This is a genomic window from Nonomuraea sp. NPDC003754 (assembly GCF_053605785.1).
Genome location: NZ_JBSGJX010000022.1, coordinates 109,436 through 124,507, shown reverse-complemented (window position 1 = coordinate 124,507; position 15,072 = coordinate 109,436). Strand labels below are relative to the sequence as shown.

General features: G+C 73.2%; 18 protein-coding genes. 8 read left to right on the top strand and 10 right to left on the bottom strand.

The genetic code is table 11. The annotated features are described in order from the left end of the window. Positions 1-170 precede the first annotated feature (170 nt). Genes ACWEVS_RS26430 through ACWEVS_RS26420 form a run of 3 tightly spaced genes read left to right on the top strand, consistent with a single transcriptional unit; the run spans position 171 to position 1,567 of the window. Entirely contained in the window at positions 171-926 is a 756-nt protein-coding gene (locus ACWEVS_RS26430; RefSeq protein ID WP_452553842.1) for an SDR family oxidoreductase, read from the top strand. A gap of 19 nt (positions 927-945) precedes the next feature. After that, positions 946-1,356, top strand: a complete 411-nt coding sequence (locus ACWEVS_RS26425) for a cupin domain-containing protein (RefSeq protein ID WP_452553840.1) — start codon at positions 946-948, stop codon at positions 1,354-1,356. Positions 1,357-1,366: 10 nt separating this feature from the next. Further along, positions 1,367-1,567 (top strand): hypothetical protein, encoded by a 201-nt coding sequence (locus ACWEVS_RS26420; RefSeq protein ID WP_452553838.1) that lies wholly within the window; start codon positions 1,367-1,369, stop codon positions 1,565-1,567. Here ACWEVS_RS26420 and ACWEVS_RS26415 read toward each other — a convergent pair. After that, positions 1,559-2,500, bottom strand: a complete 942-nt coding sequence (locus ACWEVS_RS26415; protein ID WP_452553868.1) for a LysR substrate-binding domain-containing protein — start codon at positions 2,498-2,500, stop codon at positions 1,559-1,561. The genes ACWEVS_RS26420 and ACWEVS_RS26415 overlap by 9 nt on opposite strands. Positions 2,501-2,581: 81 nt before the next feature. On the opposite strand from ACWEVS_RS26415, the gene ACWEVS_RS26410 reads away from it, so the two are divergent. Together ACWEVS_RS26410 and ACWEVS_RS26405 are read left to right on the top strand one after the other, a co-directional pair. Continuing rightward, a complete protein-coding gene (locus tag ACWEVS_RS26410; RefSeq protein ID WP_452553836.1) occupies positions 2,582-3,478 on the top strand; it encodes an NAD-dependent epimerase/dehydratase family protein in 897 nt (298 codons plus the stop codon). Beyond that, positions 3,463-4,320 (top strand): aldo/keto reductase, encoded by an 858-nt coding sequence (locus ACWEVS_RS26405; protein WP_452553835.1) that lies wholly within the window; start codon positions 3,463-3,465, stop codon positions 4,318-4,320. The genes ACWEVS_RS26410 and ACWEVS_RS26405 overlap by 16 nt, the downstream gene beginning before the upstream one ends. On the opposite strand, the gene ACWEVS_RS26400 is transcribed toward ACWEVS_RS26405, so the two are convergent. Continuing rightward, positions 4,313-4,720 carry a VOC family protein gene (locus ACWEVS_RS26400; RefSeq protein ID WP_354916246.1) on the bottom strand — a complete coding sequence of 136 codons (408 nt, stop codon included), beginning with the start codon at positions 4,718-4,720 and terminating at the stop codon, positions 4,313-4,315. The two genes, ACWEVS_RS26405 and ACWEVS_RS26400, sit on opposite strands and share 8 nt — an antisense overlap. 80 nt (positions 4,721-4,800) lie before the next feature. Here ACWEVS_RS26400 and ACWEVS_RS26395 point away from each other — a divergent pair, with 80 nt between their 5' ends. Together ACWEVS_RS26395 and ACWEVS_RS26390 are read left to right on the top strand one after the other, a co-directional pair. Then, complete coding sequence (locus ACWEVS_RS26395; protein WP_452553834.1) at positions 4,801-5,391, top strand: TetR/AcrR family transcriptional regulator; 591 nt, start codon at positions 4,801-4,803, stop codon at positions 5,389-5,391. Positions 5,392-5,929: 538 nt separating this feature from the next. Next, positions 5,930-6,817 (top strand): arginase family protein, encoded by an 888-nt coding sequence (locus ACWEVS_RS26390; RefSeq protein WP_452553832.1) that lies wholly within the window; start codon positions 5,930-5,932, stop codon positions 6,815-6,817. Positions 6,818-6,931: 114 nt separating this feature from the next. Here ACWEVS_RS26390 and ACWEVS_RS26385 read toward each other — a convergent pair whose 3' ends face one another. Further along, positions 6,932-8,047 carry an epoxide hydrolase family protein gene (locus ACWEVS_RS26385; protein ID WP_449924962.1) on the bottom strand — a complete coding sequence of 372 codons (1,116 nt, stop codon included), beginning with the start codon at positions 8,045-8,047 and terminating at the stop codon, positions 6,932-6,934. Positions 8,048-8,143: 96 nt separating this feature from the next. Between ACWEVS_RS26385 and ACWEVS_RS26380 the strand changes: the two genes are divergently transcribed. Continuing rightward, a complete protein-coding gene (locus ACWEVS_RS26380; protein WP_449924959.1) occupies positions 8,144-9,436 on the top strand; it encodes a virginiamycin B lyase family protein in 1,293 nt (430 codons plus the stop codon). A gap of 240 nt (positions 9,437-9,676) precedes the next feature. On the opposite strand, the gene ACWEVS_RS26375 is transcribed toward ACWEVS_RS26380, so the two are convergent. The 7 genes from ACWEVS_RS26375 to ACWEVS_RS26345 all read right to left on the bottom strand — a co-directional run bounded on the left by ACWEVS_RS26375 (position 9,677) and on the right by ACWEVS_RS26345 (position 15,006). After that, positions 9,677-10,924, bottom strand: a complete 1,248-nt coding sequence (locus tag ACWEVS_RS26375; RefSeq protein WP_452553830.1) for a serine hydrolase domain-containing protein — start codon at positions 10,922-10,924, stop codon at positions 9,677-9,679. Between the two features lie 212 nt (positions 10,925-11,136). Beyond that, the gene (gene crcB, locus ACWEVS_RS26370) at positions 11,137-11,514 is read right to left on the bottom strand and encodes a fluoride efflux transporter CrcB (protein ID WP_354916229.1); all 378 of its coding nucleotides are present in this window, start codon (positions 11,512-11,514) and stop codon (positions 11,137-11,139) included. Next, positions 11,511-11,855, bottom strand: a complete 345-nt coding sequence (locus ACWEVS_RS26365; protein WP_452553827.1) for a DUF190 domain-containing protein — start codon at positions 11,853-11,855, stop codon at positions 11,511-11,513. Before ACWEVS_RS26365 ends, crcB begins: the two co-directional genes overlap by 4 nt. Continuing rightward, positions 11,852-12,325 (bottom strand): fluoride efflux transporter FluC, encoded by a 474-nt coding sequence (locus ACWEVS_RS26360; RefSeq protein ID WP_449924948.1) that lies wholly within the window; start codon positions 12,323-12,325, stop codon positions 11,852-11,854. Before ACWEVS_RS26360 ends, ACWEVS_RS26365 begins: the two co-directional genes overlap by 4 nt. Positions 12,326-12,485: 160 nt before the next feature. After that, on the bottom strand, positions 12,486-13,685 hold the full coding sequence (locus tag ACWEVS_RS26355) for an RNA polymerase sigma factor (protein ID WP_452417499.1): 1,200 nt from the start codon (positions 13,683-13,685) through the stop codon (positions 12,486-12,488). Continuing rightward, entirely contained in the window at positions 13,682-14,020 is a 339-nt protein-coding gene (locus ACWEVS_RS26350) for a YciI family protein (protein WP_354916217.1), read from the bottom strand. The genes ACWEVS_RS26355 and ACWEVS_RS26350 overlap by 4 nt, the downstream gene beginning before the upstream one ends. 38 nt (positions 14,021-14,058) lie before the next feature. Then, positions 14,059-15,006, bottom strand: coding sequence for a helix-turn-helix domain-containing protein (locus ACWEVS_RS26345; protein ID WP_452553825.1), 948 nt, complete (start codon positions 15,004-15,006; stop codon positions 14,059-14,061). Between the last annotated feature and the right edge of the window lie 66 nt (positions 15,007-15,072).

Sequence of the window (15,072 nt, the reverse complement as noted above, 5' to 3'; positions counted from 1 at the left end):
CGCGCCGACCTGGTCCGTGACGAACGCGCAGGTCAGCGGGCACGCGCAGAGAAGAGATCTTGACCGATGCCGATTGAACAGCGCGGTAGCGGTCACAAACCCTGGGGGCTGTCCTGTCGTGACCGGCGACCGAGGGCGACCGAGTGCCCCGGCGGCAGGGAAGGTTCGTTATGAAGATCGTGGTAATCGGCGGGACCGGGCTGATCGGCTCGAAGCTCGTGACGAAGCTGGCAGAGCACGGGCACGAGGCGGTGGCCGCCGCGCCGGACACCGGAGTCGACACCCTCACCGGCGAAGGGCTGGCCGAGGTGCTGACCGGCGCGTCCACGGTGGTCGACGTGTCGAACTCGCCGTCGTTCGAGAGGGCCGCGGTGCTGGAGTTCTTCGAGACCTCCACCGGCAACCTGCTCGCGGCGGAGGCGGCGGCGGGCGTGGGTCACCACGTCGCGTTGTCGGTCGTGGGCACCGAGCGGATGCCGGACAACGGCTACTTCGCGGCGAAGATCGCCCAGGAGAGGCTGATCGAGAACTCCCCGATCCCGTTCTCGCTCGTGCACGCGACGCAGTTCTTCGAGTTCGTCCGCAGCATCGCCGACGAGGCCACGGTCGATCGCCAGGTGCACGTGGCGCCGGTGCGCTTCCAGCCCATCGCGGGTGACGACGTCGCCCAGGCGGTCGGCCGGGTCGCGGTGGGGCCGCCGCTGAACGGCAGGGTGGAGGTGGCCGGGCCCGAGCAGTTCCGGATGGACGAGTTCTTCCGCGAGGCCCTGGCCGCCTGGGGCGACTCGCGCGAGGTGGTCACCGACCCGCAGGCGCGCTACTTCGGCAGCGTGCCGGGCGAGCGGACGCTGGTGCCAGGGGAGGGCGCCACCCTCGGTCAGACCAGATACCGCGACTGGCTCGACCGGACCGCCACCGGAAAGTAGATCAGCGAAAGGCTCTTCCATGTCCATATCGAGATCAACCGCGTGGCAGACGGCGCTCACCGTGCTGCAGGAGGCCGAGCCGCCGTTCATCCCCGAGGGGGCGAACGTGATGACCGTGATCGTCGAGTACCCGCCCGGCGATCCGGGGGCGCCGCCGCACCGGCATCCCGGCCCCGCGTTCGGCTACGTCCTGGACGGCGAGATGCTGCTGGAACTGGAGGGCGAGCCGGAGCGGGTCGTCCGCGCCGGCGAGGCGTTCTGGGAGCCGGGCGGAGACGTCATCCACTACCAGGACGGCAACAACCGCGCCGACATCCCGCTCCGCTTCATCGTCACCATGCTGTGCGAGCCCGGCAAGCCCATGCTCGTCCTGGTCGACGACGAGGAACTCGAGCAGCGCAAGGACCGCCGCGCCCCTCGCCCGTCCTGAGCCCGGTCCCATGGCCGGCCTCCGCGCCGGCCTGGTGACGCTGGCCGCGCGCATGCGGCGGCACGGACGCCTGCCGGCCACCGCCGGCGCCACGCTTCTGCGCATCGTGCCCGGCTTCCTCATCCAGTTCCTGCTCCTGGGGGACGCGCGGACACTCCAGGCCGGCCTCGACACCCCCACCTCACGGCGGTCAGGCGACGGGTCAGACTGAAGCCCGGGGGCGTGGCGCCGCGGGACCCGCGGGCACCGAGGTCGCGGCGGGCGGTCGGCGCAGCAGCTCGACCAGGAGGTCGACGTACGGCTGCGCCGCCCCCCGGTCACGCCGCGAGGTGGCGAGGCCGATGAAACGGGACGGGCTGGGCGCCTCCAGCGGGATCGCCACCAGCTCGGGCGAGGGCAGCAGCGCGATCTCGGGGATCAGGGCCACGCCGACCCCGGCGGTGACCAGCGACTGGGCGAAGAAGTAGTCGGTGGCGCTGCACGAGACGCGCAGCTCGAAGCCGGCCAGCTCGCTGTAGTGCCGCAGCAGGTCCACGGTCTTCAGGCAGCCCAGCACCCAGCGCTCGCCCGACAGCTCGGCCAGGTGCACGGCCGCGCGCCCGGCCAGGCGGTGGGCGCGGGGCAGGACGACGCGGAACGGATCGGGCCGCAGCGGCGTCCAGTCCATGCCCGAACGGTCGCCCGGCCTGGCCGGGGGCGGCCCGTCGAAGTGGTAGGCCAGGGCCAGGTCGGCGCGGCCCTGGCGGACGAGCGGGAGGCTGTCCTCCGGCTCGCGCTCGAGGATCGTCAGCTCGACGCCGGGATGGTCGGCGGCCAGCCGGGCCAGCGCGGGCGGCAGCAGGGGACGGCCGCCGCTGGCGAAGGAGGCGATCGTGAGCTGGGCACGGCCCGCCGCCAGCCGGTCGATGCGCTGCTGGGCGTCGCTCAGCTCGGCGGCGATGGCCTCGGCCGCCGCCACCAGCAGGCGGCCCGGCTCGGTGAGGGTGACGCCGCGGGTGCTGCGCTCGACCACCTGGGTGCCGAGCGTGCGTTCGAGCGCGGCGATCTGCTGGGAGACCGCCGAGGGCGTCAGGCGCAGCGCGGTCGCGGCGCGGTTGAAGCTGCCGTGGCCCGCCACCTCGCGCAGGATCCCGAGCCGGTGCACGTCGATCAACAGCTCTCCTTATGACTGGTTAAGCGAGTCGCCACTACCGGTGATGACTATAGGGCGGGCACGCTGGCTCACATGAACGAGTTGTGCGTCATCGGCGGCAGCCGGTACTTCGGCAGGCGCCTGGTCGAGAGCCTCCACGCCCAGGGAGTGGCCGTCACCGTGGTCAACAGGGGATCGGCGCCCGCGCCCGAGGGCGTGACCCACCTGGTGGCCGACAGGGACGACGAGGCGGCGCTGCGCCGCGCGCTGGCGGGCCGGAGCTTCGCGGCCGTCATCGACCAGATCTGCTACACGCCGGCCCAGGCGGAGATCGCCGCCCGGGTCTTCGCCGGCCGGACAGCGCGCTACGTGATGACCTCCACCATCGAGGTCTACGCGGGCCTCGACGGCGCGCCGTTCGCCGAGGACGCGGTCGACCTCGCCGAGCAGGGGCCACCCGCCACCGGGTACGGCCCCGCCAAGCGCCAGGCCGAGGCGGTGCTGGCCGCGCAGCCGGACTTCGCCTTCGTCAGCGTGCGCAGCGGCCACGTGCTCGGCGGCGCCGACTTCACCGGCCGCCTGGAGCACTACGTCCGGCGGATCCGCGCCGGCCTGCCGGTGACCGTGCACGAGAACTCCGGCGCCTCGTCGTTCGTCCACGAGGCCGAGATCGCCCGTTTCCTGGCATGGGCCGCGGGCGCCGACTTCACCGGCCCCGTCAACGCCGCCTCGCACGGCGAGCTGGACGTGTGGGAGCTGTGCGCGGCGATCGGCACGGCCACCTCCGCCGCCCCCGCCTTCACCCGAGTCGCCGGCGCCGCGGCCGGGGAGGTCTCGCCGTACTCCTTCGAGCGGGCCTTCACCATGGACACCGGCCGCGCCGCCCTCCTGGGGTTCGCCTTCTCCCACGTGGCCGACTGGCTGCCGGGCGTCATCGAACGGGCCGTCAGGACGAGCGTCGAGGAGGGTGCGGCATGCGCCCGCGGCTGATCGGGGACTTCGAGGTCGGCGCCGTCGGCATGGGCGCGATGCCGCTGTCCGTCGAGGGCCGTCCGGACGAGGAACGTGCGATCGCCACCGTCCACGCGGCCCTGGACGCCGGCGTCACGCTCTTCGACACCGCCGACTCCTACCACTGGCACGCCGGCGAGGCCGGCCACAACGAGCGCCTGCTGGCCGGCGCCACCCGCGGCCGGGACGTGCTCATCGCCACCAAGGGCGGGCGCGGCCGGCCCGGTGACGGCTCGTGGACGGTCAACGGCGATCCCCGCCATCTCAAGCGGGCCTGCGAGGCGTCGCTCCACCGGCTCGGCGTCGAGGCCATCGGGCTCTACCAGCTGCACAAGCCGGATCCCCGGGTGCCCTTCGCCGAGTCCGTCGGCGCCCTGCGCGACCTGCTCGACGCGGGCAAGATCAGGGCGGCCGGGCTGTCGAACGTCGACGCCGGCCAGATCCTGCTGGCCCGCCGCGAGCTCGGCGAGCACCTGGTCTCCGTCCAGAACAGGTTCTCGCCCGCCGTCCTGGACAGCGATGCCGAGCTGCGGCTCTGCGCCGAGCTCGGCATCGCCTTCCTGCCGTGGAGCCCGCTGGGCGGCATCGCGCGCAGCGCCCTCGACGAGGCGGACCCGGCCGGCGAGACCCCGTTCCACACCGTGGCGAAGGAGCGCGGGGTCAGCCCGCAGCGGGTGTGCCTGGCCTGGCACCTGTCACTGTCGCCGGTGGTGATCCCGATCCCCGGTGCCAGCCGCCCCTCGTCCGTCCGCGACTCGGCGCAGGCGGCCGAGCTGGAGCTGAGCGCCGCCGAGCTGGCCCTGCTGCCACGGCTCAGCTGACGTACTGGCCGGCGTACTCGCCCACCGGCGGGATGGGGGTGATGACGTCGATGAGCACGCCGTTGGGGTCGGCGACGATGAAGTGCCGCTGCCCGAAGTCCTCGGAGCGCAGCTCCAGCTCGGGCCGGAGACCGCCCTGGACCACCAGCCGCTCCCACTCGGCGTCGACGTCGTCGACCTCGACGTTGAGCAGCAGGCCCCGTGCCGCCACGCCCCGGAAGCCGGCCGGGACGGTCGGGTGGGCCGGGTCGAGCAGCGCCAGCTCGTGGTTGTCGCGGCGCAGGCTCACGTACCAGTCCGCCTCGAAGGTGAGCTCGAAGCCGAACAGGCGGGTGTAGAAGTCGCGCGACTCCTGCACCCGGGTGGTGCAGATGACCGGGTAGAAACTGCTGACCTTCATGCCGGACCCCTTTCGCATACCGTCGGTATGTCGAGGTACGGTAGTTCGCATACCGCCGGTATGTCAAAGGGGGCGAGGCGATGACGACGCGGAGCCAGAGGGCGGCACAGCGCGAGCAGACCAGGCGGACGCTGCTGCGTGAGAGCCGGAGACTGTTCGCGGCCCACGGCTACGCCGCCGTCGGCCTGGCGGAGATCGTCCGCGCGGCGGGCGTCACCAAGGGCGCGCTGTACCACCATTTCGACAGCAAGGCCGAACTGTTCCGCGCGGTGCTCGAACAGGTGCAGCAGGAGGTGGGCGAGCGGGTGGCCGCCACCGCCGACGCCCAGGACGACCCGTGGGCGCAGCTCGTGGCCGGATGCCACGCCTTCCTGGCCGCCAGCGCCGACCCCGACGTGCAGCAGATCATGCTCATCGACGGGCCCGCCGTCCTCGGCTGGGCCGAGTGGCGGGCGCTGGACGAGGCCACCTCCGCCCGCCACCTGGCCGAGGCGCTGACCACGCTGATGGCCGCAGGCACGATCGTCGAGCAGCCGGTGGCGCCGCTGACCAGGCTGCTGTCCGGGGCGATGAACGAGGCCGCGCTGTGGCTGGCCGCCTCGGCGGACCCGGGCGATCTCGCCGCCACCCAGGCCGCGCTGTCGAGGCTCCTGGAGTCGCTGCGCGCATGACCCCTGCGGCCCGGCTCGCGCGACCCGGCCTCCGGAGCTCCGGCATGCCCGCGGGCTGGTTCCCTGCGGTCTACCAGGGCGCGGATGGCCGCTCCGGCCCGCCCGCAGGCCGGCTCGGCAGCTCTGGCCCGCCCACTGGCAGGCTCCACTCTCCGGGCCAGATGCCAGTTTCGGCGCGCCCGCCCACCGGCCGCCCTGCGCCTACCGTCTGATCGACGGCCACCCGTAGCCCGATGTCCACCATGGGCCCGACGTCCACACCGGCCCAACGGTCACCCTGTGCTCGAGGTCCACCTTGTGCTCGACCCGGTCACGGTGACCGTCCACCGTGTGCTCGAACGTCACCCTGTGCTCGAGGTCCACCTTGTGCCCGAGGGCGGCACCGTGTGCTCGGTGTCCACCGATAGCACGGCGGTCGGTCCGGGAGCAGACGGTCGGGTGGGATCGGGCGGCTCGGGGAGAGGGTGGGCAGGCCGGGGTAGGGGATGGGCGGGAGATGGGCCCGGTGGGAGGCGGAATGGCATGCCCGGAGCGTCCGGTGATCATCCAGGTGCGGACCAACCTGGGCCTGGTCCCCGGTGTCGAGCGGCTCGGCGGCGCGCTGCTCGACGCCGGCCTGGCCGAGGCGCTCGGCGCCCGTCGCGGGCCGGTGGTGGAGGCGCCGCCGTACTCGTGGGAGCGCACCCATCCCAGCCGGCTGCTCAACGCCGAGGCGATCGCCGACGTGGCGCTGCGCCAGGCAGGCGTCGTGGCGGACGTGCTGGACGCGGGGGCGTTCCCCGTGGTGCTCGGCGGGGACGACAGCGTCATCTTCGGCAGCCTGCTCGCGCTCGGCCGCACGGGATCCCACGGGCTGGTCTTCCTCGACGCGCACACCGACTTCTACCCGCCCGAGCACTCGCCCACGGGTGAGGCGTCGGACTCCGAGTTGTACCTGGCGTTCGGCCCCGGCACCGACCTCCTCCCGAGGATGGACGGCGCGCCGCCCCTCGTCCGTAGCCGAGCCGCGGCGCTGATCGGCCACCGCGACCCGGACGAGCAGCGGGACACCGGCGCCGCGCTGCGCGCCACCGACGCCCTCGTCGTCTCCCTCGCCCGGACGCGCGACCTCGGGGTGGAGGAGACGGCCAGGCGGGCGCTCGCCCATCTGGACGGCGCGGGCGTCGAGCGGTTCCTGCTCCACGTCGACGCCGACGTGCTGGACGACGCGCTGATGCCGGCGGTCGCCTACCGCCTGCCCGGCGGGCTCACCAGGCGGGAGTTCGCCGTGCTGGCCGGGACGCTGCTGGCCGACCCGCGCGCCGCGGCGCTCGACCTGACGATCTACAACCCCGCCCTCGACCCCGACGGCAGCGCGGCGCGCGATCTCGCCGCCTGCCTGCTCGACGCCTTCACGCACGCCACCACGCTGACCGGCCGCGCATGAGCACCCCGTCACACCAGACGGAGTGAGAGAGCCGCGGGCGTCCTCCACCCCGTCGATCATAGTGAGCGGCGCTGGAAAGCCGGGACGGCCGGCGGACCTGGACGGCCGGGGCTATCAGCGGCCCTGGAAGAAGGCGCGGACGTCCTCGACGTAGCGGTCCGGCTGCTCCATGGCGGCGAACGTGCCGCCCCGCTCGTGCTCGACCCAGCTCACCACGTTGTTGTCCCGCTCGGCGAAGCGGCGGATCGGCCGAAGGATGTCCTTGGGGAACACCGAGATGCCTGTCGGGACGGTGGCCGGCTTCAGCTCCCACTCCACGGAGGTGTCCTCCGAGGTGTCCGGCGTCTCCACGAACGAGCGCGCGGCCGAGCCCGCCGTGTTCGTCAGCCAGTACAGCATGACGGTCGTCAGCAGCCGGTCGCGCGGGATGCCGCCGTCGCTCCACTCGTGGAAGACGCTCGCGAACCAGGCCAGCAGGGCGACGGGGGAGTCGGCCATGCCGTAGGCGAAGGTCTGCGGGCGCGCCGACTGGATCAGCTTGTAGGCGTACTGCTCGCTCATGTACTTCTGTCGGAAGTCCATCCGCTCCTGCTCGACCTCGGTGAGGTCGTCGAGCTCGCCCGGCAGGCCCAGCGGGAAGCAGATGAGGCCGTTGCCGTGCATGCCCACGACGCGTTCGGGGGCCAGGACGCCGACCTCGCGGGAGATCCAGCTGCCCCAGTCGCCGCCCTGCACGCCGAACCGCTCGTGGCCGAGCCTGGTCATCAGCTCCAGCCACGCCTTGGCGATGCGGGTGGAGCCCCAGCCGATCTCCCTGGTCTGTCCGGACAGGCCGTAGCCGGGCAGCGAGGGGATCACCAGCGTGAAGTCGGCCGACAGGCGCTCGATCACGTCCAGGTACTCCACCGGCGAGCTGGGCCAGCCGTGCGTGATGAGCAGCGGCAGCGCGTCGGGGGCGGCGGACTGGACGTGGAGGAAGTGGATGGTCTGGCCGTCGATCTCGGTGGTGAACTGCGGGTGGGCGTTCAGTTCTGCCTCGGCGGCGCGCCAGGAGTAGCCGGTGCGCCAGTGGTCGACGAGGCCGCGCAGGTGGTCGAGGGGCACGCCGTACTGCCAGCCGAGCCCGGGGACCTCGTCGGGCCAGCGGACCCTGTCGAGCCGCTCGCGCAGGTCGTCCAGGTCGGCCTGGGCGATCTCGAGGCGGAAGGGCCGGATGTCGTTGTCTCGCAAGACGTTCTCCTCCAGTGTTCGGTACGGCGTACCGTACGTCATACGGTTCAAGTGGTCAAGTAGCATTTCGGTCTTTGATCGGAAACAGGGGGAAGAGTGCGCACTGTCGTCTATGTCCACGGCCACGACGCGCGGCCCACCGGAGGCCTGGCCGGACGCGTGGTGGAGGTGCACGCCGCCGCGCCGGCCGACGTGGCCGCCGCCTACCGGGCGCTGCTCGGCGAGGGCACGCCCGCCTCGAGGATCGTCCTGGCGGGGGAGGAGGCCGGTGCGACCGTCGCGCTGGAGGCGCTGCCGCTGCTCGGAACGCCCCCGGCTGGCGTGATCCTGCTGTCGCCGCCGCCGGTGTCCGCGCCGCCGTACGGCATGCCACCCCTGCTGGTCCTCGTGGCCGCCGCCGACCGGGCCGCGGCGACGGCCGAGACGGTGCGGAACGCGGGCGGCAGCGTCCGCGTGGACGTCCACCACGACCGCGCCGCCCTGCTCGCCGCGGCCGCCGCGTGGATCGACGATCCGGTCAGGGAGTTCGCCGTGCGGGGCGCGGGCCCCTACGCGATCACCGCGGGACCCGACGGCGCGCTCTGGTACACGCTCGTCGGCGAGGGCGCCGTCGGCCGCAGAGGGGCGGACGGTTCGCTCACGACCCATCCGGTCGGTGCCGGCCCCACCGTGATCACCCCAGGTCCGGACGGCGCGCTGTGGTTCACCGAGTACCAGGGACACGCGATCGGCCGGATCACCGTCGACGGCCACGCCCGCTCCTTCGCGCTGCCCACCGGGCAGGCGGGGCCGTTCGGGATCGCGCAGGGGCCCGACGGCGCGCTGTGGTTCACCGGCACCAACGCCGGCCTGGTCGGGCGGATCACGACCGACGGCACGGTCACCGAGTACCCGCTGCCGGTGGCCGGGGCCTTCCCCTCGGCGATCACCGCGGGGCCCGACGGCGCGATGTGGTTCGCGATGAACCAGGCCAACGCCGTCGGCCGCGTCACGATGGACGGGGGCATCACCGTCCACCCGCTGCCCACGCCGGCGGCGGCGCCCGTCGGCATCACCCGGGGCGGCGACGGGGCGCTGTGGTTCGTCGAGATCGGCGCCGGGCAGATCGGCAGGATCACCGTCGACGGCGACATCGCCGAGTTCCCGCTGCCGGACCGGGCGGCCCGCCCCCACGCGATCACGCTGGGCCCCGACGGCGCCTGCTGGTTCACCGAGTGGGGCGGCAACCGCGTCGGCCGCATCACCGCCGCGGGCCGCATCACCACCTACGACCTGCCGACGCCCGCCTCCGAGCCGCACGGCATCGCCGCGGGGCCCGACGGCTTCCTGTGGGCGGCGCTGGAGACCGGCCACCTGGCCAGGATCGAGCCGCCCGCCGACCCGTCCTGAACGGGTCCCCGGTAGCGACGGAGCAGCATCCCACGAACCTCGTCTGACCGTCCGCGGCCGGTCCGTCGTGGAGACCGCTGGTCCACGCCGCCGCCAGGTCGGAGGTTCCGGCCTGGACCTGGCGACGTGCACCGACGGCGTCCGCTGAGCGCGCGCGCTCCTCGGCGGCACCGGGCCGCCGAGGAGCGGCTGCGGCCGATGTCCGCGTGGCTTTCGCCGCCGGCCGCGTCCGCGCGAACGCTAGAAGTAGCGGGAGCTGAGGTCCGTGGTCGGCCAGCTGGTCACCTTGCCGATTTCGGCGTTGATCCGCGGGCTGAGCACGTCGAAGTCGAGTGACCCGCTCTCCTCGCCCCTGTTGAACAGGGCGGCGTAGGTGAAGCCGTTCTGCAGCCGGGCGAGGTAGGTGTAGGTGCCGGGCAGCGATCCGTTGTGCCAGGTGTTGAGGTGACCGGGCACCTCGCGCACCCACCACCCGGCGCCGTACCAGGCCTCGTCAGGGGTAGGGCCGGTCTCCGGCTTGGCGAGCATCCTGTTGATGGAGGTCGCGTTCAGCACCGCTCCAGGCGCGTCGAGCACCTTCGCGAACCGCACCAGGTCGACCGCCGAGGCCAGCCATCCGCCGCCGGGCCCGCGGTTGGTCATGCTGAACCCGCCGTACGGCCGCGGCACCACCGCGCCTGACGCGTCCACGACGGTCGTGGCGGTGGCATCGGACTCGTAGATCACCTCGCCGGGCGCGGCCTCTGATCGGAGGGTACGGCCGAGCCGGAGGCGGGTGATGCCGACGGGCCCAAGGATCCGCTGCCTGACGTAGGACTCGTAGCTCATCCCCGAGGCCTTCTCGATGATCCGCCCGAGCAGCATGTAGCCGTAGTTGCTGTAGCCGTACCTCGTGCCGGGCGCGAAGTCGAGCGGACGGCTGTTGGCGTACCGGATGATGTGGTCCTGGGTGATCGGCAGCGGGACGCCGAGCGCCTTGGAGATGGGATGGTCCATGTAGAGGTAGTCGCCGGAGACTTCGCGGTCCCAGCCTCCGGTGTGCTGCAGCAGCCGCCACACCGTCACCTTCGCCAGCCGGGCGTCGGTCTCGGTCGGCAGACCCAGCAGGGTGGCGACCGACGCCGTCAGGCTGAGCTTGCCGTCCTGCGCCAGCCGCATGATCGCCGTGGCGGTGATGTGCTTGCTCAGGCTGGCGATGCGGAACAGCGAGGTGGGCGTCACCGCGGGAAGGGATCTGCCGTCGTCGGAGTAGCGGTAGCCCCTGGCGAGCACGAGCTTGCCGTTCTTGGAGATGGCCAGCTGGGCGCAGGAGATGCCTCGTTCGACGATGTAGGTCTTCAGCACCCTGTCGAACCCGGCGAGCGCGGCGGGCGCGATCCCCGAGGTCTCCACGGTCGCGGCGAGGGCCGCGCGGGGAGCAATGCCGCCCAATGCGATGGCCGGCACCGTCGCGGCGCCGGCCTGGAGGAATCTCCGCCTGCTCAGCATCCCCATGTCCGCCTTTCGGCTGCTGTCCCGGATGCGTGAAGTGTGAAATTGTGCATGGTCATATATCTAGTGGATCAACCATGGCGGTTGCTGGCATATGACGGGATTTGTGGAATCACATGGACCGGGCGGCTCGCACCTGCGGGGTGCGAGTCAGCTCGGGAGTACCAGCGCGCAGCCGGCGAAGGCGGTGCCGGACGACAGCCGGTCATTCATGTGCCGAAGACCGCCTGGGCGATCGTGAGGCCGACGAACAGCGCGCCCAGACCGGCCACCACCGAGGCGAGGATGTTGGCGGCGGCCAGCAGGCCCGCGCCGGACTCGGCCAGGCGCAGCGTCTCCCACGAGAACGTCGAGTACGTGGTCAGCGCCCCGCAGAAGCCGGTGCCCACCAGCAGTTGCACGTCGTGGCCCGCCGCCCCCGCCAGCACCGCCCCGGTCAGCACCCCGAGGAACAGGGAGCCGGTCACGTTGACGGCGAAGGTCCCCCAGGGGAAGACGGTGTCGTGGCGGGCCTGCACGGCCCGGTCGGTCAGATAACGCAGCGGCGCGCCGACCGCGCCGCCGAGCAGGACCAGCAGCCAGTTCATGCCGTCGCCTGCCGGCCGCGGTAGTGCACGACCTCGACCTCCTCCAGGACGGCCAGGCCCTCGATGTGCAGTTCGTCCAGCTGGGGAAGGAAGGCACGGATCTTCTCTTCGGCGTCGACGATGACGACGGCCACCGGCAGGTCGTCGGCCATCGACAGCAGCCGGGTGGTGTGCACGACGTTGCCGGCGCCGAAGCCCTCCATGCCGCGGAAGACCGACGCCCCGGCCAGCCCGGCGGCGTGGGCCCGGTGCACGATCTCGGTGTACAGCGGGCGGTGGCGCCAGGTGTCGGTGTCGTCGACGAGAACCGTCAGCCGCAGCGCCCGTCCGGACAGGGTCATCGCGTGCCGCCTTCCGTCTTCGGCCGCAGCAGCCGGCGGGTGGTCCAGGCGCCGGCCGTCACCGCGGCCATGGCCACGACGACCGTCGCCGCGAGGTAGCCGAGGGCAGGGCCGGCCCGGCCGCCGCTCACCAGCCGTTCGATGTCGGCGCAGTAGGTGGAGAAGGTGGTGAAGCCGCCCAGCACGCCGGTGGCGAAGAACGGCCGCACCCATGCCGGTGCCGTCCACGCCTCGGTCACCGCCACCAGCAGGACCCCGATCAGCAGGCAGCCCGAGGCGTTGACGCCCAGCGTGGTCCACGGGAAAGAGACGGCCGGGGTCGGCCACAGCAGCGCGGCACCGTAGCGGGCGCCCGCGCCGGCCGCGCCACCGGCGGCGATCACCGCCACCACGCGGTACTGCGCGCGGCGCGCCTGCCGGCGCCGGCGGGCATCGACGAGGTCGACATCGCGGTCGACGGGATCGGTCACTGCCGCGAACCTCACCTGATCAGGACGCATGCCTGTCCATGCGCGTGGCGTACCCGCGGGATGCGGGACGAGCTGTCACGGCCGGGGCCGGCCTGGCACGCCCCCGCACCCCTTCAGCCTAGCGTGAGGCCACGCCCCCGGCCCTGCGCCCGACCGGGGGCTAGGAGAGCTCCGACAGGCGTTTGCGCAGGTAGCGACGATCGGCCTGCTCGTCCGCCAGTTCGATCGCCCGCCGGTAGGCCGCGGCCGCCTCGGTCCGGCGGCCGAGGCGGCGCAGCAGGTCGGCGCGGGTGGCGGGGAGCAGGTGGTAGCCGTCCAGGCCGGCCAGCGTGTCGATCCGGTCGAGCCCGGCCTGCGGTCCCGCCACCATCGCGAGGGCCACCGCCCTGTTGAGCTCGACCACGGGGGAGGGCAGCATGCGCGCCAGCGTGCCGTACAGCAGGAGGATCTGCCGCCAGTCGGTGTCGTCCGCGTGGACGGCGGTCGCGTGGCAGGCCGCGATGGCGGCCTGCACCTGGTAGGGCCCGGGACGGCCGCGCGCCAGGTTCGCGTCGAGGACGGCGAGGCCCTCGTCGATCTGGGCGCGGTCCCACCGGGCGCGGTCCTGGCGGTCGAGGGTGACGAGCACGCCCTCGTCGTCGAGCCTGGCCGCCCGCCTGGCATCGTGCAGGAGCATCAGCGCCAGCAGCCCGCCGGCCTCCGGCTCGTCGGGCATCAGGCCGGCCGCGAGCCTGGCCAGCCTGATGGCCTCGCCGCACAGGCCGTGCGCGCTGTAGCCCTGGTTGAACAGCAGGTACAGGACGCCCAGGACGGCCTCGAGCCGTTCGGGCAGCAGCTCGGGCGGCGGCACGGCGAACGGGATCGCCGCTTCGCGGATCCTGCGCTTGGCCCTGACCAGCCGCTGCGACATCGTGGACTCGGGCACCAGGAAGGCACGGGCGATCTCGCCGGTGCCGAGCCCCGCCAGGCTGCGCAGGGTGAGCGCGACCTGCGCCTCGAAGGGCAGCGCGGGATGGCAGCAGGTGAACATCAGCCGCAGCCGGTCGTCGGGGAAGCCGTCGACCTCCGGCTGCGGTCCGGGCGGGTGCGCGGCCAGCTCGCGGAGCTTGGCGGCCCCGGCCGCCTGCCTGCGCAGCCGGTCGGTGGCCCGGTTGCGGGCGGTCACCGTCAGCCACGCGCCCGGCCGGTCGGGGACGCCCTCGCGCGGCCAGCGCTCCATGGCCGTGGCGAAGGCGTCCTGGGCGCACTCCTCGGCCAGGTCCCAGTCGCCGGTGACGCGGATGAGGGTAGCCACGACCTGACCCCATTCGGCGCGGAAGACGCTCTCGATCAGCGCCTGCCGGTCCGGTGGCCCGGTCATGGCTCCCAGACGGGCCTGATCTCGATCTGGCCGTAGCCGGCCGACGGGTGCCTGGCGGCGATCTCGACGGCCTCCTCCAGGTCGGCGCACTCGATGAGGACGAATCCGCCGATCTGCTCCTTGGTCTCCGCGAACGGCCCGTCCGACCGCAGCACCCGGCCCTCGCGCACGCGCACGGTGGTGGCCTCCGAGCTGGGCCGCAGCCCCGCCCCGCCGCGCACCACGCCGCGCGCCTCCATCTCCTCGCTCCAGCCGCCGCAACCCGCCTGGATCTGGGCGTCGACCACCTCGCGCGGCACCGAGGCGTCGGAAGCGATCATGAGCACGTACTTCACGCCGTCGAGCTTACTGCCGGGGCCGGTCGCCGCCGCGGCTACCAGCGGAAGGACCGGCGGTAGGCGGCGGGCGTGGTCCGCAGGGCGTCGTGGAAGCGCCTGCGCAGGTTGGCCGCCGACGACAGCCCGACCCTGGCCGCGATCGTCTCGACCGGAAGGTCGGTCTCCTCCAGCAGCGCCTGCGCCGCCGCCACCCGCCGGCCGAGCAGCCACCGGCCCGGGCTGGCGCCGAGCTGCTCGGCGAACCTCCTGGCCAGCGTGCGTGGCGAGATCCCCGCCCTGGCCGCGAGGTCCTCCACGGTCAAGGGCTCGTGCAGCCGCTCGGCGGCCCAGTCCAGGACGGGCGCCAGCGAGTCGGCGACCTTCGCGGTGACCGGCGTGGCGGCGTACTGCAGCTGCCCGCCCTCCCGGTGCGGCGGCATGATCATGTGCCTGGCCACCTGCGCGGCGTAGGCCGCTCCGTGGTCGGCGCGGACCAGCTGGAGGCACAGGTCGATGCCCGCCGCGGTGCCCGCGCTGGTGGCGACGTCGCCCAGGTCGGCGTACAGGATGTCCGGGTCCACCTGGACCAGCGGGAAGCGGGCGGCGAGCTCGGCGGCCATGCGCCAGTGGGTGGTGGCCTTGCGGTGGTCGAGCAGCCCGGCCTGCGCCAGCAGGAAGGCGCCCGAGCAGATCGAGACGATGCGCGCCCCGCGCCCGTGCGCCCGGACGAGGGCGTCGACGACGGCTGCGGAGGCCCGCTCGCCGGGCCGCTGCCAGCCGGGCACGACGACCGTGTCCGCGGTGTCGAGCGCGGGCAGGCCGTCCCGCACGTGCATGTCGTAGCCGGCCAGCGTCGGCACCGGCCCCGGACGCTCGGCGCAGACGCCGAAGTCGTAGTGGACCGGCAGCCCCGGCCGGCGCACGCCGAACACCTCGGCCGCGCAGGCCAGCTCGAACGTGGACTGCGGCGGCAGGACGAGCGCGACGACCCGGTGAACGCCCATGGCAGGAAAGTATCTCAAGATGTCAATCCAGACACTGTGCCGGGGGAGCGCGGCCGAGCAAGATGG